This is a genomic window from Methylobacterium sp. B4, assembly GCF_003201865.1.
Classification (GTDB): Bacteria; Pseudomonadota; Alphaproteobacteria; order Rhizobiales; family Beijerinckiaceae; genus Methylobacterium.
In genome coordinates, this window is the sequence record NZ_QJJJ01000007.1 from 37,876 (window position 1) to 61,919 (window position 24,044).

The 24,044-nt window shown below is 67.8% G+C and carries 18 protein-coding genes; all 18 read right to left on the reverse strand.

Annotation, left to right across the window (positions count from 1 at the left end):
- Nucleotides 1-117: 117 nt before the first annotated feature.
- Entirely contained in the window at nucleotides 118-3,639 is a 3,522-nt protein-coding gene (dnaE, locus tag BY998_RS11330; RefSeq protein ID WP_110351732.1) for a DNA polymerase III subunit alpha, read from the reverse strand.
- A gap of 617 nt (nucleotides 3,640-4,256) precedes the next feature.
- On the reverse strand, nucleotides 4,257-4,967 hold the full coding sequence (locus tag BY998_RS11335; protein ID WP_110351733.1) for an ABC transporter ATP-binding protein: 711 nt from the start codon (nucleotides 4,965-4,967) through the stop codon (nucleotides 4,257-4,259).
- 15 nt (nucleotides 4,968-4,982) lie between these two features.
- Nucleotides 4,983-6,305, reverse strand: coding sequence for a lipoprotein-releasing ABC transporter permease subunit (locus BY998_RS11340; RefSeq protein WP_110351734.1), 1,323 nt, complete (start codon nucleotides 6,303-6,305; stop codon nucleotides 4,983-4,985).
- 12 nt (nucleotides 6,306-6,317) lie between these two features.
- A complete protein-coding gene (gene proS, locus BY998_RS11345) occupies nucleotides 6,318-7,643 on the reverse strand; it encodes a proline--tRNA ligase (RefSeq protein ID WP_110351735.1) in 1,326 nt (441 codons plus the stop codon).
- Between the two features lie 441 nt (nucleotides 7,644-8,084).
- Nucleotides 8,085-8,423: a DUF1467 family protein gene (locus BY998_RS11350; protein WP_110351736.1), complete on the reverse strand. Its 339-nt coding sequence runs from the start codon at nucleotides 8,421-8,423 to the stop codon at nucleotides 8,085-8,087.
- A gap of 41 nt (nucleotides 8,424-8,464) precedes the next feature.
- Complete coding sequence (mce, locus tag BY998_RS11355) at nucleotides 8,465-8,869, reverse strand: methylmalonyl-CoA epimerase (RefSeq protein ID WP_110351737.1); 405 nt, start codon at nucleotides 8,867-8,869, stop codon at nucleotides 8,465-8,467.
- Nucleotides 8,870-9,014: 145 nt separating this feature from the next.
- On the reverse strand, nucleotides 9,015-10,688 hold the full coding sequence (locus BY998_RS11360) for a ribonuclease J (protein WP_110351738.1): 1,674 nt from the start codon (nucleotides 10,686-10,688) through the stop codon (nucleotides 9,015-9,017).
- An 18-nt stretch (nucleotides 10,689-10,706) separates the two neighbouring features.
- Nucleotides 10,707-11,597, reverse strand: coding sequence for a biotin--[acetyl-CoA-carboxylase] ligase (locus tag BY998_RS11365; protein WP_110351739.1), 891 nt, complete (start codon nucleotides 11,595-11,597; stop codon nucleotides 10,707-10,709).
- Nucleotides 11,598-11,603: 6 nt separating this feature from the next.
- On the reverse strand, nucleotides 11,604-13,043 hold the full coding sequence (gene nuoN, locus BY998_RS11370) for an NADH-quinone oxidoreductase subunit NuoN (protein WP_110351740.1): 1,440 nt from the start codon (nucleotides 13,041-13,043) through the stop codon (nucleotides 11,604-11,606).
- The gene (locus tag BY998_RS11375) at nucleotides 13,040-14,614 is read right to left on the reverse strand and encodes an NADH-quinone oxidoreductase subunit M (protein ID WP_110351741.1); all 1,575 of its coding nucleotides are present in this window, start codon (nucleotides 14,612-14,614) and stop codon (nucleotides 13,040-13,042) included. Before BY998_RS11375 ends, nuoN begins: the two co-directional genes overlap by 4 nt.
- A complete protein-coding gene (gene nuoL / locus BY998_RS11380) occupies nucleotides 14,614-16,731 on the reverse strand; it encodes an NADH-quinone oxidoreductase subunit L (protein ID WP_110351742.1) in 2,118 nt (705 codons plus the stop codon). The genes BY998_RS11375 and nuoL overlap by 1 nt, the downstream gene beginning before the upstream one ends.
- A 54-nt stretch (nucleotides 16,732-16,785) precedes the next feature.
- Nucleotides 16,786-17,091, reverse strand: a complete 306-nt coding sequence (gene nuoK / locus BY998_RS11385) for an NADH-quinone oxidoreductase subunit NuoK (protein ID WP_110351743.1) — start codon at nucleotides 17,089-17,091, stop codon at nucleotides 16,786-16,788.
- A 5-nt stretch (nucleotides 17,092-17,096) separates the two neighbouring features.
- A complete protein-coding gene (locus BY998_RS11390) occupies nucleotides 17,097-17,717 on the reverse strand; it encodes an NADH-quinone oxidoreductase subunit J (RefSeq protein WP_110351744.1) in 621 nt (206 codons plus the stop codon).
- A 123-nt stretch (nucleotides 17,718-17,840) separates the two neighbouring features.
- Nucleotides 17,841-18,329: an NADH-quinone oxidoreductase subunit NuoI gene (nuoI, locus tag BY998_RS11395; RefSeq protein ID WP_110351745.1), complete on the reverse strand. Its 489-nt coding sequence runs from the start codon at nucleotides 18,327-18,329 to the stop codon at nucleotides 17,841-17,843.
- Between the two features lie 25 nt (nucleotides 18,330-18,354).
- Nucleotides 18,355-19,377: an NADH-quinone oxidoreductase subunit NuoH gene (nuoH, locus tag BY998_RS11400; RefSeq protein ID WP_110351746.1), complete on the reverse strand. Its 1,023-nt coding sequence runs from the start codon at nucleotides 19,375-19,377 to the stop codon at nucleotides 18,355-18,357.
- A gap of 12 nt (nucleotides 19,378-19,389) precedes the next feature.
- Nucleotides 19,390-21,456, reverse strand: a complete 2,067-nt coding sequence (nuoG, locus tag BY998_RS11405) for an NADH-quinone oxidoreductase subunit NuoG (protein WP_110351747.1) — start codon at nucleotides 21,454-21,456, stop codon at nucleotides 19,390-19,392.
- A 34-nt stretch (nucleotides 21,457-21,490) separates the two neighbouring features.
- Nucleotides 21,491-22,792: an NADH-quinone oxidoreductase subunit NuoF gene (nuoF, locus tag BY998_RS11410; protein ID WP_110351748.1), complete on the reverse strand. Its 1,302-nt coding sequence runs from the start codon at nucleotides 22,790-22,792 to the stop codon at nucleotides 21,491-21,493.
- A 10-nt stretch (nucleotides 22,793-22,802) separates the two neighbouring features.
- Nucleotides 22,803-24,041 (reverse strand): NADH-quinone oxidoreductase subunit NuoE, encoded by a 1,239-nt coding sequence (gene nuoE / locus BY998_RS11415; protein WP_110351749.1) that lies wholly within the window; start codon nucleotides 24,039-24,041, stop codon nucleotides 22,803-22,805.
- Nucleotides 24,042-24,044: the final 3 nt, after the last annotated feature.

Here is a 24,044-nt window from a genome sequence, read left to right on the forward strand (position 1 = left end):
CCGAGCTGTGGCGGCGGTGAGGCACGAAAGGTGATGCCCCGCCAATATCCTGCGGCCGTGACAGGTTTGGTTACCGGCTCGTTGCGGCCGCAAGAGCGCGCCGCGGCGGCGCCCGCCTCAAGCCACCTCCACCTGCACCACGCCGGGCACCGCCCGCAGCGCGCCCGCCACCTGCGGGGTGGCCTGATAGCGGTCCTTCAGGCGCACCTCGACCTCGCGCTCGCCGCCGTCGAGGATCAGGATCAGCGAGACCTCGCCCTCGCCGCGCAAGGTCAGGCGCTGCTGCACCGAGCCCAGAGCCCGGTCGTCGCGCAGGAAGATGCGCATGCCCTTCTGGTGGCGGGCGGCGGCCTGATCGAGGGGCTCGGCGGTGGTGATGCGGGCGCGCACGTCCTCGCCCTCCAGGTTGGCCTGGATCGTCAGCACCAGCGGGCGACCGGGCTCGAGGATGTCGCGGTACTGGTTCAGCCCCTCGGAGAAGATGATCGCCTCGAAGTGGCCGGTCTGGTCGGAGAGGATGACGATGCCGAGCTTGTTGCCGCTCTTGGTGCGCCGCTCCGAGCGGTCGAGCACCGAGGCCGCGATCCGCCCGACGCTGGCCGTGCCCGCCCGCACCGCCCGGCAGAAATCGGCCCAGGACTGGACCCGCAGTTTCTCGAGGATCGGCCCGTACTCGTCGAGCGGGTGGCCCGAGAGGAAGAAGCCGACGGCATCGCATTCGCGCTTGAGCTTGTCGGTGTGGGTCCAGAACTCGTGGGCCGGGATGCGCAGGCTCACATCCGCCGAGGCGACGCCGCCGAACATGTCGGTGATGCCCGAGGTCTCGGCCTCGGCCGCGCCCTGCGCCATCTTCATCATCGGCTCGACCGCGGCCCAGGCACGGGCCCGGTCCGGCTCGATGCAGTCCAGAGCGCCGGCCGCGATCAGGTTTTCGAGCGTGCGCTTGTTGACGTGGCGCGGGTTGAGGCGCCGGGCGAAGCAGGCGAGGTCCTTGAACGGCTTGTCGCCGCGCGCGGCGACGATCGACTCCACCGCCGCGCGGCCCACCCCCTTGATCGCGGCGAGCGCGTAGAGGATGCGCCCGTCCCGCACGTCGAAGACGACGCCGGACGTGTTCACCGAAGGCGGCTCGACCGTGATCTTCAGGCGCTGCGCATCCTGGCGGAATTCGGCGAGCTTGTCGGTGTTGTCGATGTCGAGCGTCATGGCCGCGGCCAGGAACTCGACCGGATAATTCGCCTTCAGATAGGCCGTCTGGTAGGTCACCAGTGCGTAGGCGGCCGCGTGGGACTTGTTGAAGCCGTAATCGGCGAACTTGGCCAGGAGGTCGAAGATCTCGTCGGCCTTGGCCTTGGTCAGCCCGCGCTCGATGCAGCCCTTCACGAAGCGGTCGCGCTGGGCGTCCATCTCCGCCTTGATCTTCTTGCCCATGGCGCGCCGGAGCATGTCGGCCTCGCCCAGCGTGTAGCCGGCGAGAACCTTGGCGACCTCCATCACCTGCTCTTGGTAGACGATGATCCCGAAGGTCTCCTTCAGGATCGGCTCCAGCATCGGATGCGAGTACCAGCTCGCCTCGTTGCCGGCGTCGCGCCCGAGCTTGCGCTCGCAATAGACCGGGATGTTGGCCATCGGGCCCGGGCGGTAGAGCGCCACCAGCGCGATGATGTCCTCCAGGCGGTCGGCCTGCATCTCGCAGAGCGCCTTGCGCATGCCCGCCGATTCCACCTGGAACACCGCGACCGTCTCGCCGCGGCCCATCGGCTCGTAGGTCTTCTTGTCGTCGAGCGGGATCTGAGCGAGATCGACTTCGATGCCCCGCTGCTTGAGCAGGTCGGTGCAGCAGCGCAGCATCGTCAGGGTCTTGAGCCCCAGGAAGTCGAACTTCACGAGGCCGGCCTGCTCGACCCACTTCATGTTGAACTGGGTCACCCGCATGCCCGTCTTCGGGTCTCGGTAGAGCGGCACCAGCTCTTCGAGGGGCCGGTCGCCGATCACCACGCCGGCGGCGTGAGTCGAGGCGTGGCGGTGCAGGCCCTCCAGCTTCTTCGAGATCTCCATGAGCCGAGCGACGATCGGCTCCTCCTCAATCGCCTGCTGCAGCTTGGGCTCGCCCTCGATGGCCTGGACCAGCGACACGGGGTTCGCCGGGTTCTGCGGCACGAGCTTGGTCAGCTTGTCGACCTGCCCGTAGGGCATCTCCAGCACGCGGCCGACGTCGCGCAGCACGCCGCGGGCGAGCAACGTACCGAAGGTGATGATCTGCCCGACCTGCCGCTCGCCGTAGCGCTGCTGCACGTAGCGGATCACCCGCTCGCGGCCCTCGACGCAGAAGTCGATGTCGAAATCCGGCATCGAGACGCGCTCGGGGTTGAGGAAGCGCTCGAACAGCAGGCCGAAGCGCAGCGGATCGAGGTCGGTGATGAGGAGCGACCACGCCACCAGCGAGCCCGCGCCCGAGCCGCGGCCGGGGCCGACGGGAATGTCGTGGTCCTTGGCCCACTTGATGAAGTCGGAAACGATCAGGAAGTAGCCCGGGAACTTCATCTTGACGATGACGTCGAGCTCGAACTTGAGCCGCGCGCGATAATCCTCCTCCGTGAAGCCCGGCGCGGTGCCGTGCTGCTTCAGGCGCAGGTCCAGCCCGGCCTCGGCCTGCCGGCACAGCTCGGTCGGCTCGTCGGCGGCCACCGCCTGGACCGGCGCGTCCGCGGCCTCGGCCAAGACCTCGGCCATGGGTGGGGCCTCGCCCGCGGCGACGCTGGCGAAGTTCGGCAGGATGGGTTTCCGGGTGCGCGCCCGGTAGGAGCAGCGCATGGCGATCTCGACGGAGGCCGAGAGCGCATCCGGCAGATCGCGAAAAAGCTCCATCATCGCGGCGCGCGTGGTGAAGGCGTGGCGCGGGGTGAGCCGGCGACGGCGCTCGTCGGAGACGAGGCGGCCTTCGGCGATGGCGAGCAGCGCGTCGTGGGCGTCGTAATCGCCCGGCTTGGCGAAGAACGGCTCGTTGGTCGCGACGATGCCGAGACCGCTGCCATCGGCAAGGCGCAGCAGCTCGCGCTCGACCGCGCGCTCGTCCTCGAGGCCGTGGCGCTGGATCTCGACGTAGAGGTGCTCCGCGCCGAAGGCGGTCTTCAGGAAGTCCAGCCGCTTGGCGGCCTGATCGTGGCGCCCGGCGCGCAGAGCCGTGTCGAGCGGGCCCGTGAAGCCGCCGGTAAGCGCGATCAGCCCCTCGACGGCGCCTTCCAAGGCCGAGACCGCGACCCGGGGCGGTTCGCCGAGCATTCCGTCGAAATAGGCGCGGCTCGCGAGCCGCAGCAGGTTGCCGTAGCCCGCCTCGTTCTGGGCGAGCAGCACGATGTTGGCGCAGCCGGCCTGGGGCTGGCGCGCCATCGGGTCCGGGGCCTCGAAGCAGATCGTCAGCTGAAGCCCGGCGATGGGCTGGATGCCGGTGCCGGCGGCCTTCTCCGAGAATTCCAGCGCCCCGAACAGGTTGTTGGTGTCGGTGAGCGCGAGCGCGGGCTGCCGGTCGGCGGCGGCGGCCTTGACGAGGTCGGCGACCTTCACCCCGCCTTCGAGCAGCGAGTACGACGAATGGGCGTGGAGGTGGACGAAGCCGACGTCTTTGAGCGTGCGCGCCATGGGGGACCCTGTTCGAACCCCTTAAGATCGCCGCTCAAGGCCTTGCGAGTCTGTCACCGACGCGCCGCACCGCGACCGATATCCACCGCTCTTCGCGGGCGAAGCCGTTCCTGCATGTGCTGCCGGGCGAAATGGGTCCGCCCAGCCCTCTTTCCTGTGAGCAACGCGTCCAGCGCCGGAACAAACCGCGTTCGAACGCGAACCCTTAGTGAATCGGCGCCAAGGCTACCGCCCAGAGCGCCACCGCTCCGAAGAGCAGGCCGAACGCGGTGAACTCGACGAGGCTGGTGAGGAACACGCTCTTTGTCATCGCTTCCACTCCGTGTTGATGGAGTGAGTTTTGTTCTTGTTTTGTTCTGTGTAAAGCCTGGGGAAGCGGTCAACCGGCGGAATGGTGAACGATGTGTTGCCGGTGCCACGCACGAGGGCCAGGAGGCGGGCACGCGAGCGCTCGGACGACGCCATGTCCGGTTCGGATGAGAGACGGGTCCTTCGCGTCTTTGCGAGGCGGAGCCGAAGCAATCCAGGGCGCCGCTCACTCCCGATCGACCGCGCCGCTGGATCGCTTCGCATTCGCTCGCGATGACGGCGGCGGATCGGACCCGAGGCTCGCGCCTTCAGGCCAGTTGCTCGATCATCCCCTCGCGGATCGTCACCCGGCGGTCCATGCGGGCGGCGAGATCCATGTTGTGGGTCGCGATCAGCGCCGCGAGGCCCGAGGCGCGCACGAGCTGGAGCAGGATGTTGAAGACCCGGCCCGAGGTCTGCGGGTCGAGGTTGCCGGTGGGCTCGTCGGCGAGCAGCAGGCGGGGGCCGTTGGCGACCGCGCGGGCGATGGCGACGCGCTGCTGCTCGCCGCCCGAAAGCTCGGCGGGGCGATGCGGCAGGCGCTCCTTGAGGCCGAGGAAGCTTAGGAGTTCGGCCGCGCGCGTCTCCGCCTCCTTGCGGGCCAGCCCACGGATGAGCTGGGGCAGCACCACGTTCTCCAGAGCAGAGAACTCCGGCAGCAGGTGGTGGAACTGGTAGACGAAGCCCATCTCCTCACGCCGCAGGCGGGTGCGCTCGGCATCCGACATGCCCGCGGTGGGCTGGCCGCCGATATAGACCTCGCCCCCGTCCGGGCGCTCTAGAAGGCCGGCGATGTGGAGCAGGGTCGACTTGCCCGCGCCCGAGGGGGCCACCAGCGCGACCAGCTCGCCCGGCCAGATCGCGAGGTCGGTGCCGCGCAGGATTTCGAGCGCGCCCTCGCCCTGCCGGTAGCGGCGCTGGACGCCCGCGAAGAACAGGGCCGGCACCGGCTGGGCCGCGCCGGCATTCGTCTGAGCCATGATCGGGGCGTTCCGTCAGCCGTAGCGCAGGGCCTGCACCGGATCGAGCCGGGCGGCGCGCCACGAGGGATAGAGAGTCGCCACCAGCGACAGCAGGACCGAGGTGATCACGATGATCGTGACCTCGCTCGAGTTCATCTCCGCCGGAATCTCGGCGAGGAAGCGCACGGTGGGGTCCCAGGCGGTGGGAAACAGCGTGCGCTGGATCGGCTTGATGTTGAGGGTGAACAGCACGCCACCGATCAGACCGATCGCCGTACCGACGAGGCCGATCAGGGCTCCGTTGATGAGGAAGACCCGCATGATCGTGCCCGGCGTCGCGCCCATGGTGCGCAGGATCGCGATGTCCGAGGACTTGTCGCGCACGAGCAGGATGAGCCCCGAGATGATGTTGAGGGTCGCCACGATGACGATGAGGTTGAGGATCAGGAACATCACGTTCCGCTCCACCTCCAGAGCGCCGAAGAAGGTGCGGTTGGTCTGGCGCCAGTCGGTGAGCAGCACAGGGCGCTCGGCCGCCATCTCCAGGGGCTCGCGCATCTCGCCCACCGCATCGGCGTTGTCGATGTAGATCTCGATCACGCTGACGTCGCCGTCGCGGTTGAAGAAGGCCTGAGCCTCGGTGAGCGGCATGAAGGCCATGGTGGTGTCGAAATCGGTGACGCCGATCTCGAAGATCGCCTTGACGGTGTAGGTCTTGGTGCGCGGCGCCGTCCCGAAGGGCGTGCTCGCACCCTTCGGCGTCGAGAGGGTGACCTGATCGCCCGCCTGGAGCCCGAGGGAATCGGCGAGCCGCTTGCCCAGCGCCACGCCCTCGCCGTCGTCGAAGCCTTCCAGCGTGCCGCTCTTGATGGCGGCGGAAACCGCCGGGATCTTCGGAAGGTCGGCCTCGCGCACGCCGCGCACCAGCACCCCCGAGCCGCCATAGGGCGAGGAGGCGAAGGCCTGCCCCTGCACCATCGGCACCACGGCGCGCACGCCAGCGACCTTTTCCAGCCGGTCGGAGAGATCGACGTAGTCGGTGAAGAGCCGGTCGATCGGCGCGGCGAAGACGTGGCCGTTGAGACCGATGATCTTGGAGCGAAGCTCCGAGCGGAAGCCGTTCATCACCGAGAGCACGATGATGAGGGTGGCCACACCCACCGCGATGCCGAGTACCGAGAACAGGGCCACCACCGAAACACCGCCGCCCCGGCGGCGCGCTCGCAGGTAGCGCCCGGCGATGATCCACTCGAAGCCCGCGAAAGGCGGAGTCGAGGCGGCGGCGCGGGCGCTCTTCAGCCGTGCCAGAACGCCCCTCATGGTCCCGCCAACTCCCTTGCCCAGCGCCAGCGCCATCGGTGCCGGCTCCTAGACGCGCCGGATACGGGCAGGGAGATCGACGGGGTCGAGGGTCTCGCGCTCACCCGTCGCGCGACGCTTCAGCTCGATCTTGCCGTCAGCGAGCCCCTTTGGACCGACGATCACCTGCCAGGGCAGGCCGATCAGGTCGGCGGTGGCGAACTTGGCACCCGGGCGCTCGTCGCGGTCGTCGTAGAGGACCGACAGGCCGGCGGTCTCGAGCGCCGCCTGGATCTCGGCGCAGGCGCCGTCGCAGGCCGAATCCCCGACCTTGAGGTTGATGAGCGCTACGTCGAAGGGGGCGATCGCATCCGGCCAGATGATGCCGGCCTCGTCGTGGCTCGCCTCGATGGTCGCGGCCACGAGCCGGCTCGGGCCGATGCCGTAGGAGCCCATATGGACCGGCCGCTCCTGACCGTCCGGGCCGGTGACGACCGCCTTCATCGGCGTCGAGTACTTGGTGCCGAAATAGAAGATGTGGCCGACCTCGATGCCGCGGGCGGAGAGGCGGGAGGTCTCCGGCACCTCGGCGAAGACCGCCTCGTCGTGCATCTCGTCGGTGGCGGCGTAGTGCGAGGTCCAGGCATCGACCACACCCTGGAGACCCGCCACGTCGTCGAAATCGACGGAGGGCGGCGGCACCGGCATGTCGAGATAGGTGCGGTCGCAGAAGACTTCGCTCTCGCCGGTCTTGGCGAGGATGATGAACTCGTGGCTGAGATCGCCGCCGATCGGCCCCGTATCGGCACGCATCGGGATCGCTCTGAGGCCGAGCGTTTCAAAGGTCCGGAGGTAGGAGACGAAGACCTTGTTGTAGGAGTGGCGCGCCGCGGCCTGATCGAGGTCGAACGAGTAGCCGTCCTTCATCAGGAACTCGCGCGAGCGCATGGTGCCGAAGCGCGGGCGCACCTCGTCGCGGAACTTCCACGAGATCTGGTAGAGATTCTTCGGAAGGTCCTTATAGGACCGCCCGCTCGCGCGAAAAATCTCGGTGACGACTTCCTCAGCGGTCGGGCCGTAGAGCAGATCGCGCTCGTGGCGGTCCTTCAGCCGCAGCATCTCCTTGCCGTAGGCCTCGTAGCGGCCGGATTCGCGCCAGAGATCGGCCGCCTGGATCGTCGGCATCAGGATCTCGATGGCGCCCGCGCGATCCTGCTCGGCTCGGATCACGTCGCAGACCTTGTTGAGGACGCGCAGACCCAGCGGCAGCCACGCGTAGATCCCAGCGGCCTCCTGGCGGATCATGCCGGCGCGCAGCATCAGGCGATGCGAAACGATCTCCGCTTCCTTCGGCGTCTCACGCAGGATCGGCAGGAAGTAGCGGGAGAGACGCATCGATCGACCTTGGGAGACGGCGGGCGCGGCCGGCGGCGAAGAGGACCGGTCCGGCGTGCGGAGGCACACAACACATAGCGCCCACAAAACACAAGCGCCGCACGATCACAGGGTCCGCTCGCATTGCGGCGGAAGGAAGCCGGCCAAGCTCTCCTTCGACGCTCCATCGCGCGAAGTCGCAGACCGTTTACCGCAAGCCTTGCAAAAAAGCGCCGTCAGCCTTCTCTGCCCTGATGACAAAGGGAAATGTTCTTCCTATAAGCAGCGCCGTGATGGTCGCAGCCCACGAGGCAGCGAACGGTCCGGGTCTTGGGAGGAACAACCAGCCACCGCGCCGCAAGAAATGCGCGAGAAAAATCTGGCTGACATCGACTTCAAGTGTTCAAAGCAAGGCCTTGTGCCTTGCTTTTTGTTTTTGTGCCTGAAACTCGCGTGAATGCTCTACAGGCGTGCGAGCGGGAAGATCAGCAGCGCCGCGAAGAACGCGATCCCAGCCACGACCGTCGTGAGAAGCGCCTTCTCCCGCAGGCGCGGGGCGGCAGGCGCCCCCGGATCCTGCCCCCGCACCAGCCGCTGCGGATCGGCCTCGGCGGCGTTGCCGATCGGCAGGATCGCGAACAGGAAGGTCCACCACAGGACGAAGTAGAGCGCGAAGGCGCCGAACACCGTGAGGGCGAACCCCTTCACGGCGACGAAGGCCAACAGCCCGACCAGCACCGCCACGGTCAGGAGCGTCAGCGGCGTCGAGGCGGTGACGGTGCGAAGGGGTGAACGCGTCATGGTTCTCGGAGGGTCTTGGTGCAGCCGGAGAGTCTGAAGGCTCAGACCTGCTCCAGCTCCACCAGCGTTCCCAGGAAGTCCTTGGGGTGGAGGAAGATCACGGGCTTGCCGTGGGCACCGATCCTCGGCTCGCCCGTGCCGAGCACGCGGGCGCCGGCGGCCTTCATCTGGTCGCGGGCGGCGATGATGTCCTCGACCTCGTAGCAGACATGGTGGATGCCGCCGGCCGGGTTCTTGTCGACGAAGCCCTGGATCGTCGAGTTCTCGCCCAGCGGCGACATCAGCTCGACCTTGCTGTTGGGCAGTTCCACGAACACAACGGTGACGCCGTGCTCCGGCTGCGGCAGCGGCTCGGTGACCTTGGCGCCGAGCGTGTCGCGGTAGATGGCGGTCGCGGCGTCGAGATCCTTCACCGCGATGGCGACGTGGTTGAGCCGTCCGATCATCCTTTTTTCCTCCCTGCCTTACCGCTTCTCCGGCCCGTCACGGCGAGGCGGAGCCGAGGCAATCCGGCGCGCCGTCCCTTCCGGGACGATCGCGCCGCTGGATCGCTTCGCTCACGCTCGCGATGACGGCTTGCTCAGGAGCCTATCACACCTCGACCACCTGCACGTGGCAGGCGGGCTTCTTGCCCCACGCCTCGTTGACGGCGGAGCGCACGGCGCGGTCGACCGCGTTCTCCACGGCCTCCGAGTCCTTCATCTTGCCCCGCGAGAGGCCGTTGAGGGTGCGGTTGACCGTGTCGACCACCGTGTCGAGGAGCGGCTCGCCGCTGCGACCGCGGTTGGGCAGGCCCATGATGTCCACGGCCGGCTCGCCGATCACCTCGCCGCGCTCGTCGATGGCGATGGCCACCGAGACGATGCCGGTCTGGGACAGCTTGCGCCGCTCGGGGATCGCCCGGTCCTTGTGGTCGATGAGGACGTTGCCGTCCTTGTAGAGGCGACCGGCCCGGACGTGCTCGACCACTTCCGGCTTGCCGGGAGCGAGCCGCACCACGGCGCCGTTGCGCGCCTTGACCACCGCCTCGACGCCCTGCTTGCGGGCGAAGCGCGCATGCTCGTCGAGGTGCAGGGCCTCGCCGTGGACGGGCACGACCGATTTCGGCCGGGTCCAGCCGTACATCGCCACCATCTCCTCGCGCCGCGGATGGCCGGAGACGTGGACGAGTTCCGTGCGGTCGGTGATGACCTCGATGCCGGCCTCGATCAGGTCGTTGATGATGGCGCCGACATCGCGCTCGTTGCCGGGAATGGCGCGGGAGGAGAAGATCACCCGGTCGCCCGCCGTCAGAGAGATCGCGGGATGGTCGTCGCGCGAGACCCGGGACATCGCCGCCCGCGGCTCGCCCTGCGAGCCGGTGAGCAGGCAGACCACCTTGTCGCGCGGCAGGTGTCCGTAGGACTCGGCCGAGAGGAAGTCCGGCAGGCCGTCGAGGTAGCCGCACTCGCGGGCGACATCGATGACCCGGTCCATGGCGCGGCCGACGGCGATGACCTGACGGCCGCAGGCCTGCGCGGCCAGGGCTACCGCGCGGATGCGGGCCACGTTCGAGGCGAAGGTCGTCACCGCCACGCGGTGCGGCGCCTCCGCGATCAGCTTGGCGAGCGTGGCCGACACCTCGGACTCGCTGGGCGAGCTGCCCTCGCGCAGCACGTTGGTCGAGTCGCAGATCAGGGCCAGGATGCCCTCGTCGCCGAGGGCCTTGAACGCCTCCGGCGAGGTGGTGTCACCGGCCACCGGCGTATCGTCGAGCTTCCAGTCGCCGGTATGGAGCACGAGGCCGTGCTCGGTGCGGATCGCCACCGCGTTCGACTCGGGGATCGAGTGCGCCACCGGCACGAACTCGAGCTCGAACGGGCCGATGGTCACGCGCTTGCCCGGCTTGATCTCGCGCAGTTCCACCTTGGGCGCGCCGGGCTCGGAGAGACGGCGCGTCTCCAGAAGCTGCTTGGCGAAGCGCGTGGCATAGACCGGCACCTTGAGGCGCGGCCACAGCTCCGAGATCGCGCCGATATGGTCCTCGTGCGCGTGGGTGATGAAGATGCCGAGGAGGTCCTTCTTGCGCTCCTCGATGAAGGTGAGGTCCGGGAACATCAGGTCAATGCCGGGCAAGCCCTCCTCGCCCGCAAATCCCATTCCGCAATCGACCATGATCCATTTGCGCGCCCGCTCGGGTCCGAACCCGTAGAGGCCCGCATTCATGCCGATCTCGCCCACGCCGCCGAGCGGCACGAAGACGAGCTCGTCCTGCCGTGTCGTCATCTTGTCGTCTATCCAGTCTCAGGCCGCCGTCGCGGCACTTCCGAAATGCACCTCGCCCGCCGTCACGGTTCGTCGGGTTCCATCCGGGGCGAGGATCACGAGCCGCCCCCCCTCGTCGATCGTTTCAAAGATGCCCGTCAGCGTGGCCTCGGCCATGCGAACCGATACGGGGGCGCCTACCCCCGCCGCGCGCTCCAGCCACCGCCGCCGGATCGTTGGAAATCCGCGCCCCTTGTTCCAGATCCGGACCGCTTCGACAAACCGTTCCGACAGGAATTCGAACAGCATCGGCGCATCCGCCGCGGAAAAGGCGGCCAAGGCCGCCGCCGGATAGGGCAAATTCTCGGGCGCGGCCGCAACGTTGACGCCGAAACCGACCACGACGGCACGCCGTCCGCCCGGAAGCGTCTCGGCCTCCAGCAGGATGCCGGCGAGTTTTCCGCCCTCGGCGAGAACGTCGTTGGGCCATTTCAGATGGATGGCAACCGGGGCATCAGCAAGACCGTGCGGCGACGGTGCATCCCCTCCCCCCGCATGCGGGGCGGGGGCATCGGCGCCCGTGTCGTCGCGATCCTCTGCCCGCGTGCGGCGCGAGGGCTTCAGCCGGCACGCGTCGCGCAGGGCGTCGACCAGCGCCACGCCCGCCACGAATCCAACCGTCGCGACCATCTCCGGCGCGACGCCTGCCACCGGCAGCAGCAGGCTCGCGGCGAGATTGCCCTCCGGGGAGGCCCAGGCATTGCCGCGGCGACCGCGGCCGGCCTCCTGCCGCCGGGCTGTGACCCAGAGCGGCCCCGTCTCCCCGCCCCTGGCGAGGGCGAGCGCCTCGCTATTGGTCGAGCCGAGCGTATCGTGACTGTGGAGACGATGGCCGTCGGACCGTGCCGCCGGGCTCAACCGGAACTGCATGCGCCTCTAGAACAGAGCTTTCGCCGCGTCGCCCGCCGCCGCGACCAGCGGGGCCGGGACGAGGAAGAACAGCACCACGACCGCGCTCGACACGCCAAGCACGATCGCCGAGCCCGGCGGGATCCGCTCGTAGGGCGCCTGCGCCTCGTCGAAGTACATCACCTTGACGAGGCGCAGGTAGTAGAACGCGCCGACGACGCTGGTGACCACGCCGACCACGGCGAGGGTGACGAGACCTGCCTGGATCGCGGCGGCGAAGACGTAGAATTTCGCGAAGAACCCGGCCAGCGGCGGGATGCCGGCGAGCGAGAACATCATCGCGGCGAGGCAGAAGGCCAGCCAGGGATGGGTGCGCGAGAGGCCCGACAGGTCGTCGATCGTCTCGAACATCTTGTCCTTGCGGCGGAGCGACAGCAGCACCGCGAAGGCGCCGAGCGTCATGGCCAAGTAGACGATCATGTAGATCACCACGCCGCGGATGCCTTCTTCCGAGCCGGCGGCGAGGCCGATCAGGGCGTAGCCGACATTGCCGATGGAGGAATAGGCCATCAGGCGCTTGATGTTGCGCTGGCCGATCGCGGCGAAGGAGCCGAGCGCCATCGAGGCGATCGAGACGAAGATGATGATCTGCTGCCAGACCGCCGTCATGTCGGGGAAGGCCCCGATGAAGACGCGCACCGTCATCGCCATGGCGGCGATCTTCGGCGCGGAGCCGAAGAAGGCGGTGACCGGCGTGGGCGAGCCCTCGTAGACGTCCGGCGTCCACATGTGGAACGGCACGGCCGCGAGCTTGAAGGCGACGCCTGCGGCCACGAACACGATGCCGAGCACGATGCCGAAGCTCGCCGGCCCGTCGAGCGCGGTGACGATGCCGGGGAAGGAGACGGTGCCGGTGAATCCGTAGACCAGCGAGGCGCCGTAGAGCAGCATGCCGGAGGAGAGCGCGCCCAGCACGAAGTATTTCAGGCCGGCCTCGGTGGATTTGGCGTCGTCGCGATGGAAGGCGGCGATGACGTAGGCCGCGAGCGATTGCAGCTCGAGGCCGAGATAGAGCGAGATCAGGTCGTTGGCCGAGGCCATGACCAGCATGCCGATGGTGCAGAGCACGATCAGGATCGGGTACTCGAACCGGTCGATGCGCTCGCGCTGGAAGTAGTCGCGCGAGAGCAGGATGGTCGCCGCCGAGCCGATCAGGATCAGCGCCTTCATGATGCGCGCGAATGGGTCGGCGATGAAGGCGCCGTTCAGCGTCGTGACCCGGCCGGTCTGCGTGACCACGAGGAAGAAGGTGAAGATCAGGAGGATCAGCGCGCCGACATTGACGCCCTCGGACGAGCGCTCGCCGCGCCACGCGCCGTAGAGGACGAGCAGGAGCGCGCCGACGCTCAGCACGATCTCCGGCAGGACCGGCGTGATCGCCGGCAGGACGGATTGGATCGGTGTCATCGCGCGGCGGCCTCGATGGTCGCAAGGTGGGACTTCGGGGACTCGGCGGCGCCCGTCCGGGCGGCGGCGTCCTTGGTGGCGGTCTGCGTGGTGGCCAGCGCGGCACGCATGTTCTGCATCAGCGCCTCGGTGGAGGGCGCGAAGGTGTCGAGGATGGGTGCAGGGTGGACGCCGTACCAGATCGTCAGGGCGACGAGCGGCGCGATGATGATCTTTTCGCGGTTGTCGAGGTCGAGGATGCCCTGGAGGTTGGGCTTCTCGAGCTTCCCGTAGATCACCCGGGCGTAGAGCCACAGCGCGTAGCCGGCCGAGAGGATGATGCCGAAGACCGAGAAGAAGGCGACCGTGGGGTTGGCCCGGAAGGCGCCCATCATCGCGAGGAACTCGCCGACGAAGCCCGAGGTGCCCGGCAGGCCGACATTGGCCATGGTGAAGACCATCATCGCGACGGCGAAGAGCGGCATCCGCTTCACCAATCCGCCATAGGCCGCGATCTCGCGGGTGTGCATCCGGTCGTAGACGACGCCGACGCAGAGGAAGAGCGCGCCCGAGACGATGCCGTGGGAGATCATCAGGAACAGCGCGCCCTGGATGCCCTGCTCGTTGAGCGTGAACAGGCCCAGCGTCACGAAGCCCATATGCGCCACCGACGAGTAGGCGATCAGCTTCTTGATGTCGGTCTGCATCATCGCGATGAGCGAGGTGAAGATGATCGCGATCACCGAGAGGGCGAAGACGAGCGGGGCGAAGGTGTGGCTCGCATCCGGCAGCATCGGCAGCGAGATCCGGATGAAGCCGTAGCCGCCCATCTTCAGCAGGATGCCCGCCAGGATGACCGAGCCCGCGGTCGGCGCCTCGACGTGGGCGTCGGGGAGCCAGGTATGGACCGGCCACATCGGCATCTTCACCGCGAAGGACGCGAAGAAGGCGAGCCAGAGCCAGGTCTGCATGTGCACGGGGAAGCGGTGCGCCAGCAGCGTCGGGATGTCGGTGGTACCGGCTTCCCAGTACATCGCCATGATGGCGAGCAGCATCAGCACCGAGCCGAGCAGGGTGTAGAGGAAGAACTTGAAGCTGGCGTAGATGCGCCGCTTGCCGCCCCAGATGCCGATGATGAGGAACATCGGGATCAGGCCTGCCTCGAAGAACAGGTAGAACAGCACCAGATCGAGCGAGCAGAACACGCCGATCATCGTCGTTTCCAGCACGAGGAAGGCGACGAAGTACTCCTTGACCCGGCTTTCGATGGAGAGCCACGAGGCCCCGATGCAGAACGGCATCAGGAAGGTGGTGAGCAGGATCAGCGGCATCGAGAAGCCGTCGACGCCGAGCTTGAACCGGATCGTCTCGGCGAGCCAGGCGTGGCTCTCGACCAGCTGGAAGCTCGGGCTCGCGATGTCGTAGCGCGCCCAGGCCACCAGCGAGAGCAGGAAGGTGACGACCGTCGTGATCAGCGCCGCCCAACGGGCGTTGCGCTTCACCGCCGCCGTCTCCTCGCCGAGGGTGAGGATGAAGGCGGCGCCGGCCAGCGGGACGATCAGCAGCCCTGAGAGAATGCCGAGGCCGAGCATCAGTGGGTCACTCCCGGGGTTCCCGCCGGCACGCCGGAGACGAGGTACCACGTGATCAGGCCGGCGACCCCGACGAGCATCACGAAGGCGTAGTGGTAGACGTAGCCGGTCTGGAGACGGACCACGCCGCGGGTGACGTCGACGACCCGGGCCGAGATGCCGTCGGGGCCGAGGCCGTCGATGACGCGCCCGTCGCCCTCCTTCCAGAGGAACAGGCCGAAGTTCTTGGCCGGACGCACGAAGATCCGGTCGTAGATCTTGTCGAAGTACCACTTGTTGAGCAGGAAGCGGTACAGGATCGGCTGAGATTCCGCGAGACGATGCGGCAGATCGGGCCGGCGCAAGTACATCCAGAAGGCCAGGAGGAAGCCGAGCACCAGCATCACGAAGGGCGAGGCGGCGACCCAGCCCGGCGCGTCGTGGATCTTGTGCATGATGTCGTTGCCGGACCCGTGCGGGAGCGCGTTGCCCCAGAACTTTTCCATGTCGTGCCCGATGAAGCGCTCCTTGAAGATCAGGCCGGCGAACAGGGCGCCGAAGGCCAGGATCGCCAGCGGGATCGTCATCACGAGCGGGCTCTCGTGAGGCTTGAGGGGCGCGTGATCGTGATGCTCGACCGCGCTGTGCGAGGCCGGCTCGACGTCGTGGCCGTGATCGTCGTGGGCGACGCCCTCGTGGTGCCCCGGCTTGCCGTCCGCCTGGTGGGCATGGGCCGCGTGCGCGTGATCGTCATGCGCGTGATCGTCGTGGTCGTGGGCGCCGTGCGCCACCCAGCGCTGCGGTCCCTCGAAGGTGAGAAAGAACAGCCGCCAGGAGTAGAACGAGGTCATCAGCGCGGCGATCACGGTGGCGAGGAACGCCAGCACGTGGCCCGGGCGGTCCGACATGTAGGCCGCCTCGATGATCGCGTCCTTAGAGTAGTAGCCGGAGGTGAAGGGGAAGCCGATCAGCGCGATGGTGCCGATCGTCATCATCGCCGTGGTGAAGGGAATGTAGCGGCGCAGCCCCCCCATGTTCCGCATGTCCTGCTCGTGATGCATCGCGTGGATGACCGAGCCGGCGCCGAGGAACAGCAGCGCCTTGAAGAAGGCGTGGGTGAAGAGGTGGAAGACGCCGGTGGCGTAGGCGCCGACGCCCAGGCCCACGAACATGTAGCCGAGTTGCGAGCAGGTCGAGTAGGCGATGACCCGCTTGATGTCGTTCTGCACGAGGCCGACGGTGGCCGCGAAGAAGGCGGTGATGCCGCCGATGACGGTGACGACGGTGAGCGCGGTCGGCGCCAGCTCGAAGAGCGGCGACAGGCGCGCGACCATGAACACGCCGGCGGTGACCATGGTCGCGGCGTGGATGAGCGCCGAGACCGGGGTCGGGCCCTCCATCGCGTCGGGGAGCCAGGTGTGCAGCAGGAACTGCGCCGACTTGCCCATCGCACCCATGAACAGGAGCAGGCAGGCGAGCGTCAGGGCGTGCCAGTCATGGCCGAGGAAGTGGAAGGTCGCGTCCTTCAGTTCCGGGGCCTTGGCGAAGATCGCGTCGAATCCGACCGAGCCGGTGAGCACGAAGACGAGGAAGATGCCGAGGGAAAAGCCGAAATCGCCGACGCGGTTGACGATGAAGGCCTTCATCGCCGCGGCGTTGGCCGAGGGCTTCTCGTACCAGAAGCCGATCAGCAGGTAGGAGGCGAGGCCGACGCCCTCCCAGCCGAAGAACATCTGCACGAGGTTGTCGGCCGTCACCAGCATCAGCATGGCGAAGGTGAACAGCGACAGGTAGGCGAAGAAGCGCGGCCGGTGCGGATCCTCGTGCATGTAGCCGATGGAGTAGAGGTGCACGAGAGTCGAGACCGAGGTCACGACGACGAGCATCACCGCGGTCAGCGTATCGACCTTGAAGGCCCAGTCGACCACGAGGTCGCCGGCGCTGAACCACTGCGCCACCGGCACCGTCTCGGCGCGGCCGTCACCGGTCACGAGGAAGAAGGCGCCCCAGGAGAGCAGGGCCGCGAAGGCAAGGCAGCCCGTCGTCACGAGCTCGCTCATCCGCGCACCGATGGACCGGCCGAACAGGCCGGCGATCAGGGCGCCGATCAGCGGGAAGAAGACGATCGCGTGATACATAGAATTCGATTGCCTCGTAGCAGGCGGACGAAGGGGCGGCGCTCTCGCGAGCCGTCAGCCCTTCATCATGCTCACGTCCTCGACGGCGATGGAGCCGCGGTTGCGGAAGAACACCACCAGGATCGCGAGCCCGATCGCGGCTTCCGCCGCGGCGACCGTCAGCACGAACAGGGCGAAGACCTGTCCGGTGATGTCGTTGAGATGGGTCGAGAAGGCGACGAGATTGATGTTGACCGCGAGCAGGATCAGCTCGACCGACATCAGGATGACGATGACGTTCTTGCGGTTGATGAAGATGCCGAGCACGCCGAGCGTGAACAGGATCGCGGCAACCGTCAGATAGTGGCTCACTCCGATCATCGGCTTCAGACCTCCACACCCTGACGCGAGGGCACCTTGATGGTGTCGACCGCCATGCCTTGTGTGCGGGCGTTCTGCACGGCGATGTTCTGACGCTTGACGCCGGTGCGCTCGCGCAGGGTCAGCACGATGGCGCCGATCATCGCCACCAGCAGGATCAGGCCGGCGATCTGGAAGAAGTAGACGTAGTCCGTGTAGAGCACCCGGCCGAGCGCCTGGGTGTTGGTGAGGCTCTCGCCGTGGGCGGCGCGGCCCAGAGGCGCCTGCACGAGGCCGGGATCGATGGTCCAGGTCCCCACCACCAGCAGCAGTTCGATCAGGAAGATCGCGCCGATCAGCCCGCCGATCGGCAGGTAGCGCTGGAAGCCCTGGCGGAGCGCGGCGAAGTCCACGTCGAGCATCATCACGACGAAGAGGAACAGCACCGCGACGGCGCCGACATAGACGACGACGAGGATCATCGCCAGGAACTCGGCACCCATCAGCACGAACAGCCCGGCGGCGTTCACGAAGGCGAGGATCAGGAACAACACCGAGGTCACGGGGTTCCTGGCAGCGATCACCATGAAGCCCGAGGCCACGGCGAGGCCCGCGAAGAGATAGAAGAAGGCGGCGGCTGCGGTCATGCGATTTTCAGCATCGGCCGCTCGAGCGAGCGGCTCCCTTCTGCCTCGGTGGACCCTCGGCCGCAGTCGGCGGCCCGTCTATAGAACTCGGTCTTGCGGCGCACAACCGCGCGCCGTTGGACTTCAGCGGTACGGCGCGTCCATCGCGATGTTGCGGGCGATCTCGCGCTCCCAACGGTCGCCGTTCGCGAGAAGCTTCTCCTTGTCGTAAAGGAGCTCCTCGCGGGTCTCGACCGAGAACTCGAAGTTCGGACCCTCGACGATGGCATCGACCGGACAGGCCTCCTGGCACATGCCGCAATAGATGCACTTCACCATGTCGATGTCGTAGCGCGTGGTGCGCCGGGTCCCGTCGTTGCGGCGCGGACCCGCCTCGATGGTGATCGCCTGGGCCGGGCAGATCGCCTCGCAGAGCTTGCAGGCGATGCAGCGCTCCTCGCCGTTGGGATAGCGGCGCAGGGCGTGCTCCCCGCGGAAGCGCGGCCCGCGATGGCCCATCTCGAAGGGGTAGTTGATCGTGGCCTTCGGCTTGAAGAAATACTTCATGGCGAGGAAGAACCCCGACACGAATTCCTTCAGGAGGAGGCTTCTGGCGACCTGATCGAGCTTCACGGCGCGATCTCCGATGCGGTTGCGATCAGGCTCCCGGCGCGAGGCCGGTGAGCTTCAGGACGAAGGCGACGACGATGACCGAGATCAGCGAGAGCGGGAGGAAGACCTTCCAGCCCAGCCGCATGAGCTGGTCGTAGCGGTAGCGGGGCACCATGGCCTTCACCATGGCGATCATGAAGAACAGGAAGCTGGCCTTCAGCGCGAACCAGATCACGCCCGGCACCCACGTGAAGGGCACGAAGGGAATCGGCGAGAGCCAGCCGCCCAGGAACAGCACCGTGCCGAGGGCGCACATGGTCATGATCGCCACGTACTCGCCGAGCATGAACAGCAGGTACGGCGTCGAGGAGTACTCGACCATGTAGCCCGCCACGAGTTCCGACTCGGCCTCCGGCAGGTCGAAGGGCGGGCGGTTGGTCTCGGCCAGCGCCGAGACGAAGAATACCGCGAACATCGGGAACAGCCAGAGCCAGTACCAGCCGAACAGGCCGAGCGCCGTGTCCTGGGCCATGACGATGCGCGAGAGGTTTAGGCTCCCGGCGCAGAGCAGCACGCAGATGATGACGAAGCCGAGCGAGACCTCGTAGGAGATCATCTGCGCCGCCGAGCGGAGCGCGCCGAGGAAGGCGTATTTGGAGTTCGAGGCCCAGCCGCCCATGATGACGCCGTAGACGCCCAGGCTGGAGATCGCGAAGATGTAGGTGATGCCGACGTTGATGTCGGCGATCGCCCAACCGTCGGCGAGCGGGATGACCGCCCATGATGCCAGCGCCAGCATGGCGAAGACGAGCGGCGCCAGCAGGTAGATCGCCTTGTTGGCGCCGGCCGGGATCACCGGCTCCTTCAGCACGAACTTCAGGAGGTCGGCGAAGGACTGGAGCAGACCGAACGGCCCGACCACGTTCGGGCCGCGGCGCAGCTGCACCGCCGCCCAGATCTTGCGATCCGCCAGCAGCGCGAAGGCGATGAAGACGAGGAGAGCTGCGAGCAGCACGAAGCTCTTCAGCGCGATCAGGAGGACGGTGCCGAGCACTTCCCAGAAGGTCATCGGTAGCGTCCCCTATTCCGCCGCTTCGAGGGCGCGGCCCCGGGCGAGACCGGAGCACTCGGCGAGCACCCGCGAAGCGCGGGCGATCGGGTTGGTGAGGTAGAAGTCGGTCACCGGAGAGGCGAAGCTGGCCTTTTCCGTCGCGGCCGGAAGCGACGCGAGCTTTTCCAGCGCGGCCGCGGCGTCGGACACCTCGACCTGCCCGACCGCCGCGAGATGCGGGTGCTCGGCATACATCGCCTTGCGCAAGGCCGCGAGCGAATCGTAGGGCAGGCGCTTGCCCAGCACGTCGGAGAGCGCGCGCAGGATCGCCCAATCCTCGCGGGCATCGCCCGGCGGGAAGCCGGCGCGGTTGGCCATCTGCACCCGGCCTTCGAGGTTGACGTAGGTCGCGCTCTTCTCGGTATAGGCCGCTCCCGGCAGGATCACGTCGGCGCGGCTCGCGCCGGCATCGCCGTGGGTGCCCTGGTAGATCACGAAGGCACCCGGTCCGATCACCCGCTCGTCGGCGCCGAGGTTGAACACGATGTCGAGGGCGCCCGGCTCGAGCATCTGCGAGAAGGTCAGACCCCCCTCGCCCGGCACGAAGCCGAGATCGAGCGCGCCGACGCGGGCGGCCGCCGTGTTGAGCACGCCGAAGCCGTTCCACTCCGCGCTGACCGCGCCGACATCCTTGGCCAGGGCCGCGATTCCCGCGAGCGAGCCGAAGGCGCTCTCGCCCACGATCACAAGCGGGCGCTCGGCCTTCCTCAGCACGTCGAGGAAGCTGTGGTCGCCCTTGGCCAGGGAGGCGAGCGTGTCGGTGCCGGCGCCGAGATAGGTGTAGGGGTAGGTCAGGTCCGGCTGCTCGTCGAGGATCAGGCCGATCGAGACCGGGGCCATGCGCCAACGCTTGCGGATGCGCACGTTCAGGAGCGAGGCTTCGGTGCGCGGGTTCGCGCCGACGATCAGGATCGCGTCCGCTGCCTCGATGCCGGGGATGGTCGCCCCCAGCGTGTAGGCGGCCCGGCCCCAGGCCGGATCGATCGCCTCGCCGCTCTGGCGGGCGTCGAGGTTGGTCACGCCGAGCGAGCTCATGAGCGCCTTGAGCGCGAAGATCTCCTCCGCGCCGGCCAGATCGCCCACGAGCGCGCCGACGCGCTTGGGGTCCGCGCCCTTCATCCGGGCGGCGATGGCCGAGAAAGCCTCGCCCCAGGAGGCCGGGCGCAGGCGCCCGTTCTCGCGCAGGAACGGCCGGTCGAGGCGCTGCAGGCGCAGTCCGTCGACGACGTGGCGGGTCTTGTCGGAGATCCACTCCTCGTTGATGTCGTCGTTGATGCGCGGCTCGATCTGCATCACCTCGCGGCCGCGGGCATCGATGCGGATCGCCGAGCCCACCGCATCCATCACGTCGACGGACTCGGTCTTGTGCAGCTCCCACGGGCGCACGTTGTAGCTCTGCGGATTGTGAACCAGCGCGCCGACGGGGCAGAGGTCGGCCACGTTGCCCTGAAGCTCCGAGCCCATGGCCTGTTCGAGGTAGCTCGTGATCTCCATGTCCTCGCCGCGGCCGATGGCGCCGAGATCCGGCACGCCGGCGACTTCCGCGAGGAAGCGGACGCAGCGGGTGCAGTGGATGCAGCGGTTCATCGCCGTGCGCACCAGCGGGCCGATATACTTCTCCTCGACCGCCCGCTTGTTCTCGCGGTAGCGGGTCGAGTCGACGCCGTAGGCCATCGCCTGATCCTGCAGGTCGCAATGGCCGCCCTGGTCGCAGATCGGGCAATCGAGCGGGTGGTTGATGAGGAGGAACTCCATCACCCCCTCGCGGGCCTTCTTCGTCGTGCCCGAGCGCGTCAGCACCTCCGGCGGCTCGCCGTTGGGGCCGGGCCGGCAATCTTTGACCGCGTAGGCGCAGGAAGCCACGGGCTTGGGCGCGCCCTTCAGCTCGACCAGGCACATGCGGCAATTGCCGGCGATCGACAGCCGCTCGTGGAAGCAGAAGCGCGGGATCTCCGCGCCCGCGATCTCGCAGGCCTGCAGCAGGGTGTAATCGGCCGGGACATCGACCTCGGTGCCGTCGATGAGGATTTTGGTCATCGGGTCATCTCGAAGGTGAGCATCGGGGCGGCGCTCACTCGGCCGCCATCGGCACCGCATCCATGTGCGGGTTGGCGCTGTACTGGTCGATCCGCTTCTCGATCTCGGGGCGGAAGTGCCGGATCAGGCCCTGGATCGGCCAGGCCGCGGCGTCGCCGAGCGCGCAGATCGTGTGGCCCTCGACCTGCTTGGTGACTTCCAGGAGCATGTCGATCTCGCGCTTCTGCGCCCGGCCGGCGGCCATGCGAGTGAGCACGCGCCACATCCAGCCGGTGCCCTCGCGGCACGGCGTGCACTGGCCGCAGCTCTCGTGCTTGTAGAAGTACGAGATGCGGGCGATCGCGCCGACGATGTCGGTCGACCGGTCGAGCACGATCACCGCCGCGGTGCCCAGCCCCGAGCCGAGGTTGCGCAGGGTGTCGAAGTCCATCTTGGCGTCGATGATCTGCTCCGCGGGCACCAGCGGTACCGAGGAGCCGCCGGGGATGGAGCAGAGCAGGTTGTCCCAGCCGCCGCGCATGCCGCCGCAATGCTTGTCGATCAGCTCGCGGAAAGTGATGCCGAGCTCTTCCTCGACGTTGCAGGGCTTGTTGACGTGGCCGGAGACGCAGAACAGCTTGGTGCCGGTGTTGTTCTTGCCGCCTAGGCCCGCGAACCACGCGCCGCCGCGGCGCAGGATCGTGCCGGCCACCGCAATCGATTCGACGTTGTTGACGGTCGTGGGGCAGCCATAGAGGCCCATATTGGCCGGGAATGGCGGCTTCAGCCGCGGCATCCCCTTCTTGCCCTCGAGACTCTCGATGAGCGCCGTTTCCTCGCCGCAGATATAGGCGCCCGCGCCGTGGTGGACGTAGATGTCGAAGGGGTAGTCGTGGACGTTCGACGGACCGACGAGACGCGCCTCGTAGGCTTCGTCCACCGCGCGCTGGAGCGCGAACTTCTCCGCCACGTACTCGCCGCGGATGTAGATGTAGCAGGCATGCGCCCCCATGGCGAAGGAGGCCAGCATGCAGCCCTCGATCAGGAGGTGCGGATCGTGCCGCATGATCTCCCGGTCCTTGCAGGTGCCCGGCTCCGACTCGTCGGCGTTGACGACGAGGTAGTGCGGGCGCCCGTCGGACTTCTTGGGCATGAACGACCATTTCAGGCCGGTCGGGAAGCCCGCGCCGCCGCGGCCGCGCAGGCCGGAGCCCTTCATCTCATCGATAATCCAATCGCGGCCCATCTCCAGGAGGAACTTGGTTCCGTCCCAGGCGCCGCGCTTTTTCGCGGCCTTGAGCCCCGGCGAGTGGAGGCCGTAGAGATTGGTGAAGATGCGATCCTGATCGGCGAGCATGATCCGCTCCTCAGCCCTTGCTGCCGGCGAGATCGGCCGCTTGGCCGACCCAGTTCTCCCGGTCGATCCGTCCCGGGAAGGCGAGGTAGGCGCTCACCCAGGCGACCTCGGTCGGCGACCACGCGGCGACCTGATCGTAGTGCCAGACGCCGAGATCGTTGAGGCGGCGCTGGTTGACCGGCCCGATGCCCTTGATCTTCGTCAGGTCGTCCGGGCGGTCGTCGCGGGGGGCGTCGAGCCCCTTGGGACGGGTGCCCGCGGCGTCGGCCCGGGCTTCCGGGTTCTCGCCCTCGGGTACGTCGTCGCCGGCGCCGACCGTCGCCGGATGTTGCGGCGGCTCCGTGCGCAGCGCCTTGTCCTCTTCGACGGCCGGGTCCTGGGCGATCGGCGCCTTCGCCTCGCGCGCCTGAGCCCGATCCTCCGGCTTGACCGGAATCTGACCCGCGCTTGCCCGCTCGGCGGGGGCGTCGACGGCATTCGATTCGTTCGCGCGACCGGCGGACGGACGGGCCGGCTTGGTCTCGTCCTTGACGCGGGCCTCGGTCGAGGCGGCCTCGTCCTGCTTGACGCTCTCTCCGCCCTGGTCGGCGCCCTCGGTCTGCTCGAAGCGCTTGCGCCAGGCGCCGACACGCGAGCCGTCGAACAGCGACTCGTCCGTCAGCGTGTTGACCGCGTCCTTCGGCTCGGAGGAGACGCGGCCGATCTGCGAACCGATCTTGACGGGGCGTCCGGCCGCGAGATCGTCGAGGAGCTTGTTCAGGCTCTCCGGGGTCAGATCCTCGTAATAGTCCTGGTTGATCTGCACCATCGGCGCGTTGCAGCAGGCCCCCAGGCACTCGACTTCGAGCCAGGAGAAGTTGCCGTCGGCCGTGACGTGACCGGGCGGCCCGAGACGCTCCTGGAGCGCGGCCTTCAACTCCTTCGCCCCGCAGCAATCGCAGGGCACGGTGCCGCAGAGCTGGACCCAGAAGCGGCCGACGGGCGCCAGAGCGAACATCGTGTAGAAGCTCGCCACCTCCAGCACGCGGATATGCGGCATGCCGAGTTGGTCCGCCACCGCCTCGATCGCCTTCTGCGGCAGCCAGCCGCCGTTCTGCTCCTGCGCCTTCCACAGCAGCGGGATCACGGCCGAAGCCTCACGGCCCTCCGGGTATTTCGCGATCTGGCCGCGCGCCCAGTCGGCGTTCTCGGAGGTGAACGCGAAGTTCTGGGGCTGCTCGGCGGCGGGGGCTAGCCTACGGTTCGCCATGAC

Bases quoted from the DNA above. Each gene is read 5' to 3' on its own strand.
- dnaE (WP_110351732.1), bottom strand. From the start codon at position 3,639: ATGGCGCGCACGCTCAAAGACGTCGGCTTCGTCCACCTCCACGCCCAT.
- BY998_RS11335 (WP_110351733.1), bottom strand. From the start codon at position 4,967: ATGGCTCAGACGAATGCCGGCGCGGCCCAGCCGGTGCCGGCCCTGTTC.
- BY998_RS11340 (WP_110351734.1), bottom strand. From the start codon at position 6,305: ATGGCGCTGGCGCTGGGCAAGGGAGTTGGCGGGACCATGAGGGGCGTT.
- proS (WP_110351735.1), bottom strand. From the start codon at position 7,643: ATGCGTCTCTCCCGCTACTTCCTGCCGATCCTGCGTGAGACGCCGAAG.
- BY998_RS11350 (WP_110351736.1), bottom strand. From the start codon at position 8,423: ATGACGCGTTCACCCCTTCGCACCGTCACCGCCTCGACGCCGCTGACG.
- mce (WP_110351737.1), bottom strand. From the start codon at position 8,869: ATGATCGGACGGCTCAACCACGTCGCCATCGCGGTGAAGGATCTCGAC.
- BY998_RS11360 (WP_110351738.1), bottom strand. From the start codon at position 10,688: ATGACGACACGGCAGGACGAGCTCGTCTTCGTGCCGCTCGGCGGCGTG.
- BY998_RS11365 (WP_110351739.1), bottom strand. From the start codon at position 11,597: ATGCAGTTCCGGTTGAGCCCGGCGGCACGGTCCGACGGCCATCGTCTC.
- nuoN (WP_110351740.1), bottom strand. From the start codon at position 13,043: ATGACACCGATCCAATCCGTCCTGCCGGCGATCACGCCGGTCCTGCCG.
- BY998_RS11375 (WP_110351741.1), bottom strand. From the start codon at position 14,614: ATGCTCGGCCTCGGCATTCTCTCAGGGCTGCTGATCGTCCCGCTGGCC.
- nuoL (WP_110351742.1), bottom strand. From the start codon at position 16,731: ATGTATCACGCGATCGTCTTCTTCCCGCTGATCGGCGCCCTGATCGCC.
- nuoK (WP_110351743.1), bottom strand. From the start codon at position 17,091: ATGATCGGAGTGAGCCACTATCTGACGGTTGCCGCGATCCTGTTCACG.
- BY998_RS11390 (WP_110351744.1), bottom strand. From the start codon at position 17,717: ATGACCGCAGCCGCCGCCTTCTTCTATCTCTTCGCGGGCCTCGCCGTG.
- nuoH (WP_110351746.1), bottom strand. From the start codon at position 19,377: ATGACCTTCTGGGAAGTGCTCGGCACCGTCCTCCTGATCGCGCTGAAG.
- nuoG (WP_110351747.1), bottom strand. From the start codon at position 21,456: ATGACCAAAATCCTCATCGACGGCACCGAGGTCGATGTCCCGGCCGAT.
- nuoF (WP_110351748.1), bottom strand. From the start codon at position 22,792: ATGCTCGCCGATCAGGATCGCATCTTCACCAATCTCTACGGCCTCCAC.
- nuoE (WP_110351749.1), bottom strand. From the start codon at position 24,041: ATGGCGAACCGTAGGCTAGCCCCCGCCGCCGAGCAGCCCCAGAACTTC.